The organism is Paraciimarium castrense LEGE 11436 (assembly GCF_056633055.1).
Window position 1 is genome coordinate 173,827 of the sequence record NZ_JBSJOW010000002.1, and the last position, 15,974, is coordinate 189,800.

A 15,974-nucleotide genomic window follows, 5' to 3' on the forward strand; every position below is an offset into this window, starting at 1 on the left:
TCAGGCAAACAATGGAGTGATGAAAGCTTCGCCAGGAACTGGTTGTGTCACTGACTCAGCTGGAGCTGGGTGTCTGTGGCGCAGCATCTTGAAGAGCTTTTTTGAGCTTGCTGTTCTCTGCTGAGCGGTGGGCCATCTTGTTCAGCACAAGCAAGTTCAGGGTGTCATAGGCTTCGGTTGAGATATTTTCCACGAGATGGGCAACGTCCTTGAGCCCTCCGCTGAGATCACTTGGGGGGATTTTGGGGGCAGGTGGGGGCGATTCAATGGCTTCCTTCAGATGCTCATAGTTTACGCGTTGATAGCTCAGCCCAAACTCTATTTCCAGCTTAAGGAGTTCCTCGGCGTGGCAGCCCTCGATGTAATTTCGCCATTCCTCTCGCAGGCGAGGAGGCTCGAATCGTTCCATTCCACTGCATTCCTGTAGTGTCAGGATCAGTTGGCGGGTATCCGGGGTGAAGGTGTTGGCCTTATCCCGATGAAACATTCGACGGTAGTTCAGCAAAAGAGCCATGCCTTCAGCCGTCATGGAGAGATTTCGGTTGCCCTTGGTGGATGCCGCGGTGTTTGCATGGGCAGCGTCTGTATTGGGGTTGCGAATGGATTGCAGGAAATCGTCCACCACAGACCCCTCTGCCAAGGTGCTCCGTTCATAGGCGCGGAAAAGTGTGCATCCAGGAAAGACCGAATCCCATGTCCGCAGCACGTGGGAGAACGTCTGCTGCCAGCCTATGGGCGATGGCAATTCATGATGGGCTTTGATGGATTGCTGGGCACTTGAAAGGAACAGGGACCCCGGGTCTCGAACATAGGCAAGAATCAGAAATTCGGTGACGGCTTGAGATTCCAGGAATAGCCGTAAGTCACGCACGCTTTCGAGATCTAGGCGTGTGAGATATTCATCACTGAAAATCAGGGTGCGACAAGAGTCGTGACTGGCGATCTCTTGTGTCAGGAGCTGACGTTGGAGCTCGCGATGCTGAGCATAGGCATCATCTGATTTGAAGCGCATGCGGTCCACGCGACTGATGCTGCCCTGATGAAAAGCGAAATAAAGGCTGCGGTGATTGAGGCCGGTCTTGGCGCCTGTCATCCCCAGGTTCAGTATCCCACTGCTTTGCCACTGCTCGTAGTGGGCTTTCAGAAACGTCTGGATGGCAGACGATCCGGCTTTTGGAGCCCCAATGTGAATAATGGCCCTGCGTCTCTGGTGCTTACTCACGAATCAAGGGTCTGAAGTTCAGGGTGCCATCATGGCAGCTGTACTGTACTATGCTGATCTATGACATGGTCGTTACTGATTCATCCTGGCGACCAGTCTTTGCCATCTTCTTGATCTTGGCCACGCAGTCTCTGCTTTGCATCGGTGCGCTTTCCAGGGCTTAGCTCTTTTCTGCTGTGCCTCGCATGCCTGGGCTTCGTATTCCTGTGCATCGTCTGAATCCAGTTTACGGCTTGGCAAGTGTGAGAGATTCTAGCGCCTGTACAATACTAGCCTCATGGCTGTTCGTGCCACCACGATGACAATCTTTGTGCTGCGTCCTTTGCGGCAGGGCCAGAAGGTGACGCGTCGCATTCTGAAGAGTTTCGGGTTGGCCGTCAGCGAGGCCTCCCCTGAGGCAGAGGGGGCGGCGGGCTATGACACGTTCATGGGTGCAGGCCTGACTGGGCAGTATCAAGATCTCGCACAACGTTTCCCCTCCAGTCGGTTCATTCTTCTCCGCAGTCGCGGCAGCGATGGGCAGAGCAATATCGCCACCCAGCGCATGACTGCTTTTTGCGAGGAGGTGGAGTGTTTCTTTGCGGCCCAGCCTGGACGGCTGCTTGCTGTTGCGCTGCCGAGCCCGGAGGCTAAGGCAGCATTGAAGCAGTTTCTGGGGCTGCCGGAGCCTGATCCGGCGGTTGTGCTCGCCCAGAGCCGGGTTGCAAGGCGTCTGAGGCAACAGCGCCGCCGCCGCTCCAGATCCAAGCTTTTCTGCATTGGTTTTCATAAAACTGGCACAACCAGCCTGGAGCGAGCCCTGGAGTATCTGGGCTACCGGGTGATTGGTCGAAGACGGCTCAAGGGGCTTCACAGCCACGACGAACTCCTGGAGGCGTGCTGCGACCTTGTGCCTCGCTATAATGCCTTCCAAGATAATCCCTGGCCACTATTCTACCGGGAATTGGATGCCAGATTTCCAGGTAGCAAATTCATACTTACTGTGCGCCCCGCCGAGGCCTGGCTGCAGAGTCAGGTGAAGCACTTTGGCAGGAAGATGTCAAGTATGCGGCAATGGATCTATGGAAAGGGATGCCCTGAAGGGAATGAGAGCGTTTATCTTGAGCGCTATAACGAGCACAATGCTGAGGTGATTGACTATTTTCGGGATCGCCCAAGGGACCTGCTAGTGCTTGATCTCACGGCAGGCGCCGGCTGGCCCGAACTCTGCAACTTTCTAGGCTACCCAATACCCCCTGTGCCCTTTCCCCGCTCCAATACAGCCGCCGATCGCATGGAGCGCGACAGCCTCAAAGACGGGTTGATTGTCCCTGGGCAAAATCCCTAGCCACCTGTTGGATTCCTACGGATAGTGCCACCTTGGCCTTCCAACCAAGGTCCTGCAGCCGAGTCACATCCAGTAGTTTCCGCGGGGTGCCATCTGGCTTGGTCTTATCCCACTCAATGTCCCCTTGAAAGCCCACGGCATCAGCCACCATTTGGGCCAATTCCTTGATCGGCAGATCTTGACCTGTGCCTACGTTCAGGAAGCTGAGGAGCTGGCCGTCTTGCCGCAGAGGAGCCTTTGGGGCTGAAGGATCCCAGTGCTGAAGGCAGTACACGCAAGCATCCGCAAGATCGTCCACATGCAAGAATTCCCGCCGTGGTTGGCCTGTGCCCCAGCAGGTCACTGAGCTGGCGTCGTTGAGGCGAGCCTCATGGAATCGACGAATCAGGGCTGGCAGAACATGGCTGTTCTGAGGGTGATAATTATCTCCTGGGCCATAGAGATTGGTCGGCATCAAGCTGATGGCATCGAAGCCATGCTGAAGTCGCAGGGCTTCGCATAGCTTGATGCCGCTGATCTTGGCGATGGCATACCACTCATTGGTAGGTTCAAGTGGGCCATTCAGCAATTCCTCTTCTCGGATGGGCTGGGCGGCAAACTTTGGATAAATGCAACTGCTGCCGAGAAATAGCAGACGACGCACACCCTGCCGCCAGGCAGCCTCAATCACATTGAGCTGAATCTTGAGATTGTCCAGCAGGAAGTCTGCGGGGTAAGTGGAGTTGGCCACAATGCCACCAACCTTGGCCGCAGCCACCACCACCACATCCGGCTGCTGCTGCTGAAACCATGTCTTGACGGCCTTGCTGTCGCTGAGGTCGAGGCTGGAGCGATCGGCGCTGAGCAGATGGGTGAAATCCTGCCGCTCAAGGGCTCGGCAGACGGCGCTGCCAGCCATGCCCCGATGTCCAGCGACAAAAATTCTGTCCTGGCGATGGAGCAACCCAGCGGATGGCGGCGCGGTGCTGGTGCTCATGCCTTCACCTTTGGGCTCACGGCATTGGGGTTGGTTGGCGGGTTCTCCATCGACCCCACCACCGTGAATCCTTCCCGCCGAAGGGTGGCTTCCTTGGAGGCCTCCAGCTTGTCGCAGGCCATCATTTCCTCCACCAATTCCTCCAGGGTGGTGGTCGGAGTCCAGCCGAGTTTTTCATGAGCCCGGCTTGGATCACCCAGCAGGGTTTCCACCTCTGCCGGTCTGAAGTAACGGGGGTCGATGCGCACCACAGCGGCACCGGTGTCGGTGCGGCGGCCCACTTCTTCGAGACCTTGCCCCTGCCACTCGATGGCCGGTCCACCGTCTGAACCCTGCCAGCCCGCGGCTGCTGCAGCCAATTCGATGAAGCGGCGCACACTCTCCTGCCGTCCGGTGGCGATCACGAAGTCTTCGGGGGGGCCTTCCTGTTGCAGCATCCGCCACTGCATCTCGACATAGTCCCGGGCATGCCCCCAGTCACGCAGCGAATCGAGGTTGCCCATGTAGAGGCACTGATCCAAGCCTGCATCGATCCTTGCCAACCCCCGCGTGATCTTGCGGGTCACAAACGTCTCGCCCCTTCGGGGAGATTCATGATTGAAGAGGATGCCATTACAGGCATACATGCCATAGGCCTCTCGATAATTCACGGTGATCCAGTAGGCGTAGAGCTTGGCAACCCCATAGGGGCTCCTGGGGTAGAAGGGTGTGCTCTCCTTCTGCGGCACTTCCTGCACCAGTCCGAAGAGTTCGCTGGTGCTGGCCTGATAGATCCGGGTGCCCTCTGAGAGGCCCAGAATCCTTACGGCTTCGAGAATTCTGAGTGTCCCCAGGCCATCACTGTTGGCCGTGTACTCGGGTGCCTCAAAACTTACCTGAACATGGCTTTGGGCCCCCAGATTGTAAATCTCATCAGGTTGTACCTGCTGAACGATCCGAATCAGGTTGGTGCTGTCAGTGAGATCTCCATAGTGCAGTACCAGGCGGGGATCATTGACATGGGGATCCTGGTAGAGATGGTCGATGCGGCTGGTGTTGAAGCTGCTGGCGCGGCGCTTGATGCCATGCACTTCATAGCCCTTTTCAAGCAGCAGTTCTGCCAGATAACTTCCATCCTGGCCCGTGATCCCGGTGATCAAGGCTGTCTTGCTCATGCCTTTGCTGGGGTCTCAGTGATCCTCTGTACGCCATTGTGGACCGTCTTTGGCCGGTCTCCTGGCAGCCCGGCACGGCTGCTTCGTTTTGGTGATGGCTGGAGCAGGGAGCAAGATGGGCCGGTGAGCCTGGATGGCCTGTGAGCGCACTTCGGATTGCCCCCCCTCCGGGGGCTGCGGATCCCGTGCTGGAGCCGGTGCTGCAACGGGTGCTGAACGCTCTGGTTGCCGCAGGCCTGCCGGTGGAACGGCTGGAGAGCTGGGAGGCGGTGGAGTTGGGCCTGGGGCCCGTGGCCGTGCTCTACCCCACCCCTGATCAGGCCCTCTGCACCGACCTGCTTCAGTCTGAGGGCGGTCTTGCCGGGCACTACGCCCGCCTGGCCGATCTGGCCTCGACGTGGGCGGCGACAGAGCCGCTGCCCCAGCTGCGTCTGGTCAACCTGGCCCTCAGCTCCGTGCCCCAGCTGGTTGGCTGGGCGGTGGCGGCCCTGCAAGCAGGAGCGCTGCCGGGCGCTTTGCCGGGGTCTGGCGAGGGCCCCGCAGCTGACCTGGCCGCTCAGGACCTCTGGTTCCGGCCCGAGTCCGAAGCCCTCGACGCCGTGATTGCCCTGGACCTGCTCCAGTGCCAGCCGCAGATCCTGCCCGCCTACCTCAGGGTGGACGGCCATCCCCTGGCGGCTCCTGCCGAACGGCGCCAGACCGACCACGACTACACCTCACGTCTTGAGACGTCGGCCCAGCCAGGGCGGTTGCTGGAGCAGCGCCAGCGGTTGGCCCGTTTCGAGGCTGACCTGCACGATCTCGGGCTGGAGCTCGGGGCGGCTCGCGCTGAACTGATCGATGCTGCCTGGATCCGGGAGCAACTGGCAGAGCAGCTGCAGCAGATGGAGGCCGCCCTGGCGGACCTGGCGACGTGCCAAAGCGACCGACTGCAGCTGCAGCATCAGGTGGAGGCCGAGCAGCTCAACCAGGCGGAACTGCTGGCCAACCAGCAGCAGATCCAGGCCACCCTGGAGCAGGCGGTCCAGTTCTCCCGCAGCCAGAATGCTCTGCACGACTCGGCTCTGGAGGTGATCAGAGGGTTGCAGCGTCAGCAGGCCTCGATCGTCGGGGCCTGAGTACAGGGCGCGGCGAGCGCAGCCAAGCGGGGCGGCCGGGCCGGTCGTTGTCCAGATAGCCCACCAGTTCCAGACCATCGGCGGCTGCGGCGCTGGCCAGGGAGTGCTGCTCCGGGTGGGGCCAGCGGGCGATCAGCCGGCTGCGGTTGGCCTCGATGAAGCGATAGCGGCCTGGACTCGACCCTTCCGGGTGGACGACCAGGCTTCCCGGCACCACGCTGAAGTCACCACCAAAGCGCTGCCTCAGCCGGTGGCAGAGATCGGTGTCTTCCTGGCCGTTGAGATAGCCCACGTCGAAGCCCTGCACGGCGGCGAACTCCCGCGCGCGCAGCAGCAGACAGGCTGCTGTGGCGGCTGGGGTGCGGCGACGCTGCAAGAGGGGCGCTGCGGCGGCGCCTGCATGCAGGGCCAGGCCGAGGGGGCTGGCCTGGCCGAAGACGATGCCCAGGCACTGCACCTGGCCTGCTGGGGTGAGCAGGGCCGGCTGGGCGCCGCGGCACTGCGGATCCTCCAGGGCGATCAGCAGCGGGGGCAGGGCCCCAGGGGCCATGCGGGCATCGCTGTTCAGGAACAGCACCCTGCTGCCGCGACTGGCTGCGAAGCCGAGGTTGCATCCCAGCGCGAAGCCGAAATTTCGGGGCTGCCGCAGCACCCGAACGCGGCGATCGCGCCTGGGCGCCTCATCCAGAACGGCGCAGGTGTCGGCATCGCCGTTGCCGTTGTCCACCAGGAGGATCTCCAGCTTCTGGGAGCCCTGCCCTTGGCCCAGGTGCTCCAGGCCGAGGGCCAGCTCTGTCCCCGCACCCCACACGGGAATCACCACGGACACCAGCTCGTCATCTCGTCTCTGCCGCTGCACTGAGATCCAGCAGAGGCGCCGCCGCTCCTCCAGCAGGTTCTGGTGGCAGAGGCTGCGGGCCTCCTGCCAGTGGCGTGGATGCTCGGCGGGCTTCAGGGGAGTTTCGAGGTCGATCGCCAGGCCTGGCAGCCACGGCCAGCGGTGCCAGCCGAGCAGCCACTCGCGCCCAAGGGCCAGGCGGATGCGGCGCTCCAGTCGTGCCTGGGGTTCCTCGCGGCCATTCAGGGAGCGGCTCCGGCCATCGCTCTCGGTGATCAGCTGGCCATCGAGCCAGAGCAGGGCCGGCAGCGGGTCTTGGCCGGGGGCGTCGCCAGCGAGCGCCGCCACCACGGTGCTGTCCCAGACCAGCTGATGCAGCAGGCCCAGCCGCAGGGCCGACGGGCTGGCCGCCGAGAGCTCCAGCTGCCGGGCCGGATGGGCCAGAACCCAGGCCAGCAGGGCCTCGGGGGGGTCCGGCAAGGGGCCCTGGGTGCGCAGCCGTTCCACGCCGTCACGCTTGAGCCGGGCGGTGAGGGCCTGGCGGGCCTGCCGGGAGCACAGCGGCCGCAACCCCGGTGACGCCTCGGCCACCTGGAACAGCTGCTGCAGAGCCAGGCCAGGCTCACCCGAGCGCATCAGCCGGGAGGCCTGCAGCAGCCGGCGGCTGGCCGCAGGCAGCCAGACGAGATCGGGGGGAGCAGCAGCCATGGGCTCAGGCGCAGCGGGGCAGGTCGGAGGTGCTCAGCCGCGGGCATCGGAGCCGTGGCCCCCGCGGCTTAAAGTGGCGCCACGCCTGCGCTGTCGCATGAAAGCTGTCATCCTCGCAGGCGGTTTGGGCACCCGCCTTTCCGAGGAGACCCAGGTGCGTCCCAAGCCCATGGTGGAGGTGGGCGGGCGGCCGATCCTCTGGCACATTCTCAAGATCTACAGCGCCTTCGGAATCAACGACTTCGTGGTGTGTTGTGGCTACAAGGGGTACATGATCAAGGAGTACTTCGCGAACTACTTCCTCCATACCAGCGATGTCACCTTTCACATGGATGAGGGCAATCGCATGGAGGTGCACCACCAGAAGACCGAGCCCTGGAAAGTGACCCTGGTGGACACCGGCGAGACCACTCAGACCGGGGGCCGACTGGCCCGGGTGCGGCCCTATCTGGGGGAGCAGTCGTTCTGCTTCACCTACGGCGATGGCCTCGCCGATGTTGATGTGGCGGCCCTGGTGCAGCACCACACCAGCCAGGGCCTGCAGGCCACGCTCACCGCCGTACAGCCGCCTGGACGCTACGGCGCCCTGCATCTTGAGGATCACCGGGTGCGCCAGTTCCAGGAGAAGCCCGATGGCGACAACGCCTGGATCAACGGTGGTTTCTTTGTGCTGGAGCCCTCGGTGTGTGACCTGATCCGCGATGACGCCAGCGTGTTCGAGGCCGACGTGCTGCCGCGGCTGGCGGCGGACGGCCAGCTGTCAGCCTTCCGCCACTGCGGCTTCTGGCAGCCGATGGACACCCTGAGGGAGCGCAACCGGTTGGAGGCGCTGTGGCAGGGCGGCCAGGCCCCCTGGAAGTGCTGGCGATGAGCATTGATCCGGCCTTCTGGGCTGGTCGGCGGGTGCTGCTCACCGGCCACACCGGCTTCAAGGGGGCCTGGCTGGCCCTCTGGTTGCTGCAGCTTGGGGCGAGGGTCGAGGGGCTGGCCCTACCGCCGGAAGGCAGCCCCAACCTCTATGGCGCTCTGGAGCTCGAGCGCAGCTTCCCGGAGCTGCTGCGCTCGCGCCTGCTGGATCTGCGCGACGCCGAGGCCGTGGCGGCGGCGGTGCGGGATTCCCGCCCCCAGGTGGTGATTCACCTGGCGGCCCAGGCCCTGGTGCGGCGGGGCTACGCCGACCCCCTCGGCACCTGGGCCACGAACGTGCAGGGCAGCCTGCATCTGCTGGAAGCCCTCAGGGCGGTGCCCCATCCCTGCGCGGTGGTGATGGTGACGACCGACAAGGTGTACGAGAACCGGGAGTGGCTGCATGGCTACCGGGAGACCGACCGGCTCGGAGGCCACGACCCCTACAGCGCCAGCAAGGCGGCGGCCGAGCTGGCCATCGCGTCCTGGCGCAGCAGTTTCTGCGGGCCTGGCGCTCACCAGACCCCTCACCTGGCCGTGGCCACGGCCAGGGCCGGCAACGTGATCGGCGGGGGCGACTGGGCCCCTGACCGGATCGTGCCCGATGCCATGCGCGCCTGGGCGGCAGCGGAGACCCTGGAGCTGCGTCACCCCGGGGCCACCCGCCCATGGCAGCACGTGCTCGAACCCCTGGGCGGCTACCTGCAGCTCGCCGAAGCCCTGAGCCGGGATGAGGCGGCTTTTGCCGAGGCCTGGAACTTCGGACCAGGGCTGGAGTCGAACCGCACGGTGCAGCAGCTGGTGGAGGCCCTGCAGGTCCACCGGCCTGGCCGCTGGCGCGACTCCAGCGACGCTGGAGCTCCCCATGAAGCCGGCCTGCTGCACCTGGCCATCGACAAGGCCGTCAGCCGCCTGCTCTGGCAGCCCCGCTGGGACTTCGCCGCCACCGTGGCCCGCACCGCCGGTTGGTATCGACAGGTGGATGAAGGGTCGTCTCCCCTGGCATGCTGCCAGGCCGATCTGGAGGCCTACGGGGCGGGCTGATCCATGAATGACCACGTTCAGAGCGTCTTCGCCGAACGCCATCAGCTCGACCTGCTGATGATGCGGGGCCACAGGATTCCTTCCCCCACCGCCCATCGCCGGCGCAGCGACCCCTACGCCGTGCATCTGGGCGCCGATGCCAGCCCCCAAGCCTTTGATGGCAAGGTCGACGCCCTGCGGATCCACCGTTTGGAGCGCTTCTCCAACAGCCTGGCCCAGCTCTGCCATGCCTCCCACCTCGCCCGTCGGATCGGTGCCAGGGTTCTGGAGGTTCCCGATGCCTGGTACCTGCGCCGCGGATCCACGCGGCTGGCCGATGGTCTGGAAGTGATCAACGGCCTCAGCCATTTCCCTCCCCAGCACACCCGCCTGGAGGGGCGCTTCTTCTACTGCCATACCCTCGGAGCCCTGGCCCATCCGATGCACGGCTTCCGCAGCCTGCTGCAGCAGTTGCGGCCCGCCATGACGCTGGCGCTGGAGGGGGAGGCCCTGCCGGACGACCACCTGGTGGTGCACATTCGCTGCGGCGACATCTTCGATCGCCACCCCCACCCCGGCTACTACCAGCCGCCGCTGGCCTTCTACACCCTGGTGCTGCAGCAGCGGGCCTGGGGCCATGTGCACCTGGTGTTCGAAGACTTCGGCAACCCCGTGGTGCTGGCCCTGCAGCAGCACTGCCGTTCCCTGGGCCTGGCGGTGACCCTGCACAGCTGGGGCCTGGAGCGTGACATCGCCTTCCTCGTGCGCGGGCGGCATTTCGTGGCGGGACGCGGAACCTTCATGCAGGGGGTGGTCGCCCTCTCCCCCCATGCCCGAACCGTCTACAGCTTCTGGCCCTTCGACCCCGACCATGGCTGGGGGCTCGATGGCGTCACCAATGTGCTGATCGAAGACCGCAAGGGTCGCTACCTGCGCAAGCTGCGGCCGTGGCGCAACTCCCGCCTGCAGCGGGCCTTCATGCTGGCCTACCCCGAGCGGCTGCTGGATCTGCGCATGGCCTGATCAGCAGGTCTGATCAGCCGACAGCCTGATCCGAGGCCTGCGGGCGAGGGCGCAGGGCCTTGACTGACGCCACGCCTGGCCGCTTGCGGAACCGACGCCGTGACAGCCCCAGGGGGAGACCAGCCGGCGTGATCGGCCCCAGGGCCGGCCAGTCCATACCCCAGACCCTCAGCCCCAGCCGTTGCTGGGCCGCGGCAATCTCGGCGGCCAGGGATGGCGTGTCGAAGTGGTCGGCCCAGCAGGTCTCTGCTGGCTCAGGCAGGCTCGATCCCTCAAGCTCGGCTTTGATCTGCTGGCGCAACTGCTGACGCTGTTGGCCTCGGGGCGGTTGATCGAGGCCCTGGAGGCATTGCTGAGCCAGCGCCACAGCACGCGGCGAGAGGTCTGGGGGGATTGGCAGTCCGGCTTGCCATGGCGGCGGCGTGGGCGCGGGGCCATCGCTGGATGCAGGCAGGTCCGGGCAGCCGGCGCCGCCGAACAGGCTCAGGGTGGTCCAGGTGCTGGCCAGGCGTTCCCCCCCGGCAGGCGGATGCAGGACGAAGCGCAGCCCCCGGGCGCCGCACCATTCCAGCAGCGGTTCGAACAGGCGATCCAGCCGGTAGCGCTGCGGATGGTGCTCCAGTTGGCGTGCGGCGAAGGCGTCATAGGAGCCGGTGCAGCGCAACGCCGTCAGACAACGGGCGAAGTCGCGCGCCAGTTGCTCGCGGCCATCGAAGAGATGCACCGCGATGGCCAGGCGGAAGCCCTGCTGCTCCACCTGCTGCTGCAGGCGCCCGAACCGTCGTTCCTGAAGCAGCGACGGCACCAGGCCGGGGGCCACGGCCCAAAGGTGCTCATGGCGTCGCCAGGGTTTCCACTGGCGCCCTCGTTCGATGCGCTTCCAGGCGGTCCAGTCGTTGCGCAGCACCGCCGGCAGCAGCGCCTCGCCCGGGTGGGCACAGATGCCTTGCCGCCGCAGCTGCCGGCGGTTGGCCGCGACCTCCGCGGCCAACTCAGCGATCAGGCCCCCATCCAGGCCGGTGTGCAGGAGCAGCTCACGGGGAGCCTTGTAGTCAGATGCTCCGCCGGACTTTTCCATGTCCACCTCCCTGGCCGAAGCAGCCTACGGGTGGGGGCTCTGGCAGGCTGACTCGCGCTGCAGCGGTCCTTTCACCATGGCGCAGAGTTCGCCCCAGGCCCGTCCCACGGCCATCGAGGGGCTGGTGGAGCTGGTGGCGTTGCCGTTTCTCGATGCCCGCGGCAGTTTTCTGAACGCCTTCCGCCGCGAGGATCTGGCGCCCTGGTGGGGCGATCGGCCCGTGCACCAGATCAACCTGAGCCGCACAGAGCGGATCGGCGCCCTGCGTGGTCTGCACGGGCAGCAGGGGGCAACTCCGGAAGCCAAACTTGTGCGCTGCCTGCGTGGCAGGGTGTTCGACGTTGCCCTCGATGGGCGCCAGGGTTCCCCCACCCGGGGCCAGTGGCTGGCCCTGGAACTGAGCGCCGGGGCGGGCAATGCCTGGCTGATTCCCGAGGGTTGCCTGCACGGCTTTCAGGTGCTGGAGGCCGGCAGCGAGCTCCTCTACGTGCATTCCGCTCCCTACCGGCCCGCCGACCAGGTGGGAGTGGTGTGGAATGATCCAGACCTTGGCATCGCCTGGCCTCTGCCAGTGGTGGATCTCAGCCCCCGCGACCAGCAGCTGCCGCGCCTGGCCGCCCTCTGAATCGTTTGTTCCCGTCCCGTGATCCAGCACTGCTGCCGCCACTGCCAAGCGCCGCTGGAGCAGGAGGTGATCGATCTGGGCCACCAGCCCCCCAGCAACGCCTACCTCACGGCCGAGCAACTGCTGCAGCCTGAGATCACCTATCCGCTGAAGGTGTCGGTGTGCACCAGTTGCTGGCTGGTGCAGCTGCCAGCCCACGCGGCGGCCGCTCAGCTGTTCACCGCTGACTACGCCTATTTCTCCAGCACCTCAACCAGTTGGTGCGCTCATGCTGAGCGCTTTGTGGCGATGGCCTGCGAGCGGCTTGGCCTCGGGGCTGACAGCCTGGTGGTGGAGCTGGCCAGCAACGACGGCTACCTGCTCCAGTACGTGCAGGAGCGAGGCATCCCCTGCCTTGGAATCGAGCCCACGGCGGCCACCGCAGAGGCGGCACGGCAGAAGGGAATCGCCACGATCGAACGGTTTTTCGGCGTCAGCCTTGCCGGGGAACTGGCATCAGAGGGGCGCCGGGCCGATCTGATCGTGGCCAACAACGTGTTGGCCCACGTGCCTGACATCAATGACTTCCTGGCCGGCATGGCCATCCTGCTGAAGCCCAGTGGCCAGGTGTCGATCGAGTTCCCGCATCTGTTGGAGCTGTTGCGGGGCAACCAGTTCGACACCATTTACCACGAGCACTACAGCTACATCGGCCTCGCCACCCTGCAGCGGATGGCCGAGCATGCGGGCCTCCAGCTGATGGACGTGGAGAGGCTCCCCACCCATGGCGGCAGCCTCAGGGTCTGGCTGGCCCGCCGCGGTGCGGATCAGCCGCCGCCGGCTTCGGCCCTGGCCAGGCTCGCCGCCGTTCTCGCCGCCGAGGCCGAGGCAGGCCTCTGGTCTGTGGAGGCGTTTCTGGGCTTCCAGCAGCGCGCCGAAGCGACCAAGCATGCCCTGCAGAGGTTTCTGCTGGAGGCCCGGCAACAGGGCGAGTCGGTGCTCGGTTACGGAGCGGCGGCCAAGGGCAACACCCTTCTGAACTACGCCGGGGTGCGGGCTGACCTCCTGCCCGTGGTGGCGGACAAGGCTGCCAGCAAGATCGGCCGCTTTCTGCCTGGCAGTCACATCCCGGTGCTCTCACCGGAGCAGTGGCTGGCCCTGGAGCCGAGGCGGGTGCTGGTGCTGCCCTGGAACCTGGCGGCTGAGGTGAAGGCCAGTTTTCAGACCCAGCCGGAGATGCTGTTCTACCGGGCGATCCCTACCCTGGAGCGCCTCTGAAGGTCTGGGGCCTCGAGCCAGCTCTCAAGCGAGCCAATGCTCAAGGCAGCCAGTGGTCTGATGACAGCTGTCAGTCCTGGGGGGGATCGGTGTACATGGCCTTGCGAAAACACAGGGGATAGTCCTTCTGGCGCAGCCAGTCGCGAGCAGCCCATTCGGAGGCGATGGCTTCCTCCACGGAGAGGGTTTCTTTCCAGGCACCGAAACGCCCATCGGTGATGTGATTGGTGGTGATGAATGTGTCCAGCCGCACCGAACGATCGCCCGTGCTCACCAGCCGAGAGCGCTGCCGCTGCTTCTCTGGGGAAGCCTCTTCCACCAGCTCCTGTTTGAGAGTCGTGGAGACAGACACGTTCAGAAAGCGTTCCAGATCGTTCACGAGGCTGGGGATGTCATTGACGATGACTTCGTAGCGCCCGATCCAGCAGTGGCGGCGATCTTCGAACACGGCCCCGATCTCGATCTCCTCGCGTACGAACTGGGCTGCAATCGTTGGACCTCGCTCCTCACTGCCAAACATGAAGCGATTCTTGCGCCAGGCTGAAGCCAAGGCATCCCGGACATCGCGGTAGGTGTAGAGGTAGCGAGCACCCTGGTCGGGCAAGGCACGCCGCAGTGCCCGCCGGGGAATATGAACCTTGGCGAGCCAGGTGTGGTTTGGGTCACTGGCCCGGGCTCGCATCTCCTCCACTGAATTGCCGAGACCATTGCTGCTGACGGTGAGCTCACCGCCCGGGCTTAGCAGGCCTTTCGCCAGCTGCGCCACCAGGGTGGAGCCAGATCGGTGCATCCCACAAACCACCACCAGCACGCGTCGTGTCCCAAACCATCGGAGGACTCTAGAATGCCAACTCACCTACCCCGTAGGACTAACTAAGCCAGCCGATGTTGCCGCGCTCGAAGGGTGATGATTGGCACAGTAGTGGCTTCGGCGACAAGTCGTGCTGGCGTGCTCATGGAATCAACATACCATACCCAAAATCTTCATCATCAAGCCGGTAGGCTTTGTTGATTTGCTTTGACGACAACTCGTCATCCCTGAGGCTGGATTCAACTCCAGGCCTGGCAACCACATTCTTTTCCAGAGCTGGACATTGGAGAGACAGCATGGCAGCATGATTGCTGACGATATTGGATAGATCTTCCAGCTTCTAGATGGCATCCTGCTCTTCTGCGAGCATGGGGATGTACACGTAATGAGAACCAGAGATGGCCGCAGCTTGGCTCAAGGGCGAGCCGCTTTGGGAGTGTGTGGAAGCGAGAACCGAGCTCAATCGTAATCGGAGATCCAGACTTCCGCTTGGAATGGCCAAGGTGAAGAGACTGATTCTTGAAGCGTACTCCATCCACCGGCTGAACCGAAAGGCCGTGAGAAAGGCCTAAGTTATGTATGCCGAATAATCGTAAAGGGAAAGTAGTTGTTCCAAGGCTGGGACTAGGGTGTTTCGTTTGAATGGCGGCGAAGGGTTTCGCTTGGGACTCTTTGGCCACTGGCGTGGGGGATCGACTCCAGCATTGATTCCCTGCTGGTTGCATTGGTGCGACGAATATGAACAAGATACAAGGATGGACATGAGAGATTATTGTTTTGCATCAGCTGCTAGTTGTTTGCTAGCTGTTCGATGGTCTGCACAACTGCGTCTACGTTGAAGCCATTGCTTCGTTGAAAGCCTTCGTCGGCTTGAAGGCGCGTGGACGTGTCGGGATGGCAGTCCACATAGCAGTCTTCAAATTGACATGCAGCGTCAATATTGACCCAGTTTGTGCTGAGAGTTTTGGGCCCTGCCAAGAACATCACCTGTCGGGCAGGAGGATGGTTTTCCGTGGCGGGAACAAAGGCTTTCAGATTCATGCAGGCCTGGGGAAATCCGATCACCCACTCGTACTCGCGGTAGAGAGACAACTTCTGCTCAAAACTCAACTCTTCAGGGCAGATAATATCAACTTGCCCCAGCCTGCCTATGCGTTCAACAACTTCAGTTTCGCCTAGAAACTTGGTTGTGCCTGTACTCAGCCGGTGGCGGGAAAGGTAGGCGATCTTCTGCTTGCGTGCCGTTTGGGCCAGCTTGTCACGCAACTGGGGTCGCAGGGCAGCAAGGCAGGCGTGGTGAAAGTCGCTGTTCACAAAGCAGCGGTCCCTGTAGAGCACGCCGCTGGACACCAGTGTTTTGGCTCTGATCGGTCGGCGCACCAGCCGTGCGCGCTCGCGGATGCCGAGGCAGTCGAGCCAGTCAGTGATCAAAGGACGATCCGCCAGGCTGCCTCCCTTGCGCAGTCGGTGGTAGTGAAACCAGATGGGAGCATCAAGATCACGAAACAGCCGCAACAGCTGATAGGTACGAGTCAGATCCAGCAGCAAATGCCCGAAGTGGTCAAATAATGTGCCGCCATAGAGCACGAAATCTTTGTCCAGGACTTCTGCCCCCAAGCCCCTACCTTGTCTGACATCCTCGAGGCGGTCTTGCTGTGGGTAATAGAAGTGGCGCTCACCACGTTTATCGTTCAATGCTTCGATCAGTTCGCCATGTTCGTTCACAGCTCCATGGCTCATATTCAGCCACCAACGCTTCAAATAATGCTGGTGACGACTGATGTCGAGTAACAAAGCATTGCTCTCAACGATGATCGGGCTTGGTTTCCCAACCGAGGCCTTCCCCCACCATGAGGGATGGCGTTTGTTGGCGTTGTGAATCAGGTTCAGGGATGGTGGCATGATTCA

General features: G+C 63.3%; 14 protein-coding genes. 7 read left to right on the forward strand and 7 right to left on the reverse strand.

The genetic code is table 11. The features are described 5' to 3' along the window. Window positions 1–55: 55 nt before the first annotated feature. Window positions 56–1,222 (reverse strand): hypothetical protein, encoded by a 1,167-nt coding sequence (locus tag ACWJIO_RS04690; RefSeq protein WP_480311720.1) that lies wholly within the window; start codon window positions 1,220–1,222, stop codon window positions 56–58. A gap of 298 nt (window positions 1,223–1,520) precedes the next feature. Between ACWJIO_RS04690 and ACWJIO_RS04695 the strand changes: the two genes are divergently transcribed. Further along, window positions 1,521–2,549: a sulfotransferase family protein gene (locus ACWJIO_RS04695; RefSeq protein ID WP_480311721.1), complete on the forward strand. Its 1,029-nt coding sequence runs from the start codon at window positions 1,521–1,523 to the stop codon at window positions 2,547–2,549. On the opposite strand, the gene ACWJIO_RS04700 is transcribed toward ACWJIO_RS04695, so the two are convergent. Together ACWJIO_RS04700 and gmd are read right to left on the reverse strand one after the other, a co-directional pair. Further along, window positions 2,512–3,525 (reverse strand): GDP-L-fucose synthase family protein, encoded by a 1,014-nt coding sequence (locus tag ACWJIO_RS04700; protein WP_480311722.1) that lies wholly within the window; start codon window positions 3,523–3,525, stop codon window positions 2,512–2,514. The genes ACWJIO_RS04695 and ACWJIO_RS04700 overlap by 38 nt on opposite strands. After that, window positions 3,522–4,679 (reverse strand): GDP-mannose 4,6-dehydratase, encoded by a 1,158-nt coding sequence (gene gmd / locus ACWJIO_RS04705; protein ID WP_480311723.1) that lies wholly within the window; start codon window positions 4,677–4,679, stop codon window positions 3,522–3,524. The genes ACWJIO_RS04700 and gmd overlap by 4 nt, the downstream gene beginning before the upstream one ends. A gap of 140 nt (window positions 4,680–4,819) precedes the next feature. Here gmd and ACWJIO_RS04710 point away from each other — a divergent pair, with 140 nt between their 5' ends. Beyond that, window positions 4,820–5,797: a hypothetical protein gene (locus ACWJIO_RS04710; protein WP_480311724.1), complete on the forward strand. Its 978-nt coding sequence runs from the start codon at window positions 4,820–4,822 to the stop codon at window positions 5,795–5,797. Here ACWJIO_RS04710 and ACWJIO_RS04715 read toward each other — a convergent pair. Continuing rightward, window positions 5,754–7,343: a glycosyltransferase family 2 protein gene (locus ACWJIO_RS04715; RefSeq protein WP_480311725.1), complete on the reverse strand. Its 1,590-nt coding sequence runs from the start codon at window positions 7,341–7,343 to the stop codon at window positions 5,754–5,756. The two genes, ACWJIO_RS04710 and ACWJIO_RS04715, sit on opposite strands and share 44 nt — an antisense overlap. Before the next feature lie 97 nt (window positions 7,344–7,440). Between ACWJIO_RS04715 and rfbF the strand changes: the two genes are divergently transcribed. Genes rfbF through ACWJIO_RS04730 form a run of 3 tightly spaced genes read left to right on the forward strand, consistent with a single transcriptional unit; the run spans window position 7,441 to window position 10,295 of the window. After that, a complete protein-coding gene (rfbF, locus tag ACWJIO_RS04720; RefSeq protein WP_480311726.1) occupies window positions 7,441–8,214 on the forward strand; it encodes a glucose-1-phosphate cytidylyltransferase in 774 nt (257 codons plus the stop codon). After that, on the forward strand, window positions 8,211–9,293 hold the full coding sequence (gene rfbG / locus ACWJIO_RS04725; protein ID WP_480311727.1) for a CDP-glucose 4,6-dehydratase: 1,083 nt from the start codon (window positions 8,211–8,213) through the stop codon (window positions 9,291–9,293). Before rfbF ends, rfbG begins: the two co-directional genes overlap by 4 nt. Before the next feature lie 3 nt (window positions 9,294–9,296). Then, window positions 9,297–10,295, forward strand: coding sequence for a hypothetical protein (locus ACWJIO_RS04730; protein WP_480311728.1), 999 nt, complete (start codon window positions 9,297–9,299; stop codon window positions 10,293–10,295). A gap of 13 nt (window positions 10,296–10,308) precedes the next feature. On the opposite strand, the gene ACWJIO_RS04735 is transcribed toward ACWJIO_RS04730, so the two are convergent. Beyond that, complete coding sequence (locus ACWJIO_RS04735) at window positions 10,309–11,373, reverse strand: hypothetical protein (RefSeq protein ID WP_480311729.1); 1,065 nt, start codon at window positions 11,371–11,373, stop codon at window positions 10,309–10,311. Window positions 11,374–11,449: 76 nt separating this feature from the next. On the opposite strand from ACWJIO_RS04735, the gene ACWJIO_RS04740 reads away from it, so the two are divergent. Together ACWJIO_RS04740 and ACWJIO_RS04745 are read left to right on the forward strand one after the other, a co-directional pair. Further along, on the forward strand, window positions 11,450–11,998 hold the full coding sequence (locus ACWJIO_RS04740) for a dTDP-4-dehydrorhamnose 3,5-epimerase family protein (RefSeq protein ID WP_480311730.1): 549 nt from the start codon (window positions 11,450–11,452) through the stop codon (window positions 11,996–11,998). An 18-nt stretch (window positions 11,999–12,016) separates the two neighbouring features. Continuing rightward, window positions 12,017–13,255: a methyltransferase domain-containing protein gene (locus ACWJIO_RS04745; RefSeq protein ID WP_480311731.1), complete on the forward strand. Its 1,239-nt coding sequence runs from the start codon at window positions 12,017–12,019 to the stop codon at window positions 13,253–13,255. Window positions 13,256–13,325: 70 nt separating this feature from the next. Here ACWJIO_RS04745 and ACWJIO_RS04750 read toward each other — a convergent pair whose 3' ends face one another. Together ACWJIO_RS04750 and ACWJIO_RS04755 are read right to left on the reverse strand one after the other, a co-directional pair. Then, window positions 13,326–14,111 (reverse strand): sulfotransferase domain-containing protein, encoded by a 786-nt coding sequence (locus ACWJIO_RS04750; protein WP_480311732.1) that lies wholly within the window; start codon window positions 14,109–14,111, stop codon window positions 13,326–13,328. A gap of 744 nt (window positions 14,112–14,855) precedes the next feature. Continuing rightward, entirely contained in the window at window positions 14,856–15,968 is a 1,113-nt protein-coding gene (locus ACWJIO_RS04755) for a glycosyltransferase 61 family protein (RefSeq protein WP_480311733.1), read from the reverse strand. Window positions 15,969–15,974 lie beyond the last annotated feature (6 nt).

Bases quoted from the DNA above. Each gene is read 5' to 3' on its own strand.
- rfbF (WP_480311726.1), top strand. From the start codon at position 7,441: ATGAAAGCTGTCATCCTCGCAGGCGGTTTGGGCACCCGCCTTTCCGAG.
- ACWJIO_RS04730 (WP_480311728.1), top strand. From the start codon at position 9,297: ATGAATGACCACGTTCAGAGCGTCTTCGCCGAACGCCATCAGCTCGAC.
- rfbG (WP_480311727.1), top strand. From the start codon at position 8,211: ATGAGCATTGATCCGGCCTTCTGGGCTGGTCGGCGGGTGCTGCTCACC.
- ACWJIO_RS04700 (WP_480311722.1), bottom strand. From the start codon at position 3,525: ATGAGCACCAGCACCGCGCCGCCATCCGCTGGGTTGCTCCATCGCCAG.
- gmd (WP_480311723.1), bottom strand. From the start codon at position 4,679: ATGAGCAAGACAGCCTTGATCACCGGGATCACGGGCCAGGATGGAAGT.
- ACWJIO_RS04715 (WP_480311725.1), bottom strand. From the start codon at position 7,343: ATGGCTGCTGCTCCCCCCGATCTCGTCTGGCTGCCTGCGGCCAGCCGC.
- ACWJIO_RS04735 (WP_480311729.1), bottom strand. From the start codon at position 11,373: ATGGAAAAGTCCGGCGGAGCATCTGACTACAAGGCTCCCCGTGAGCTG.
- ACWJIO_RS04755 (WP_480311733.1), bottom strand. From the start codon at position 15,968: ATGCCACCATCCCTGAACCTGATTCACAACGCCAACAAACGCCATCCC.
- ACWJIO_RS04695 (WP_480311721.1), top strand. From the start codon at position 1,521: ATGACAATCTTTGTGCTGCGTCCTTTGCGGCAGGGCCAGAAGGTGACG.
- ACWJIO_RS04740 (WP_480311730.1), top strand. From the start codon at position 11,450: ATGGCGCAGAGTTCGCCCCAGGCCCGTCCCACGGCCATCGAGGGGCTG.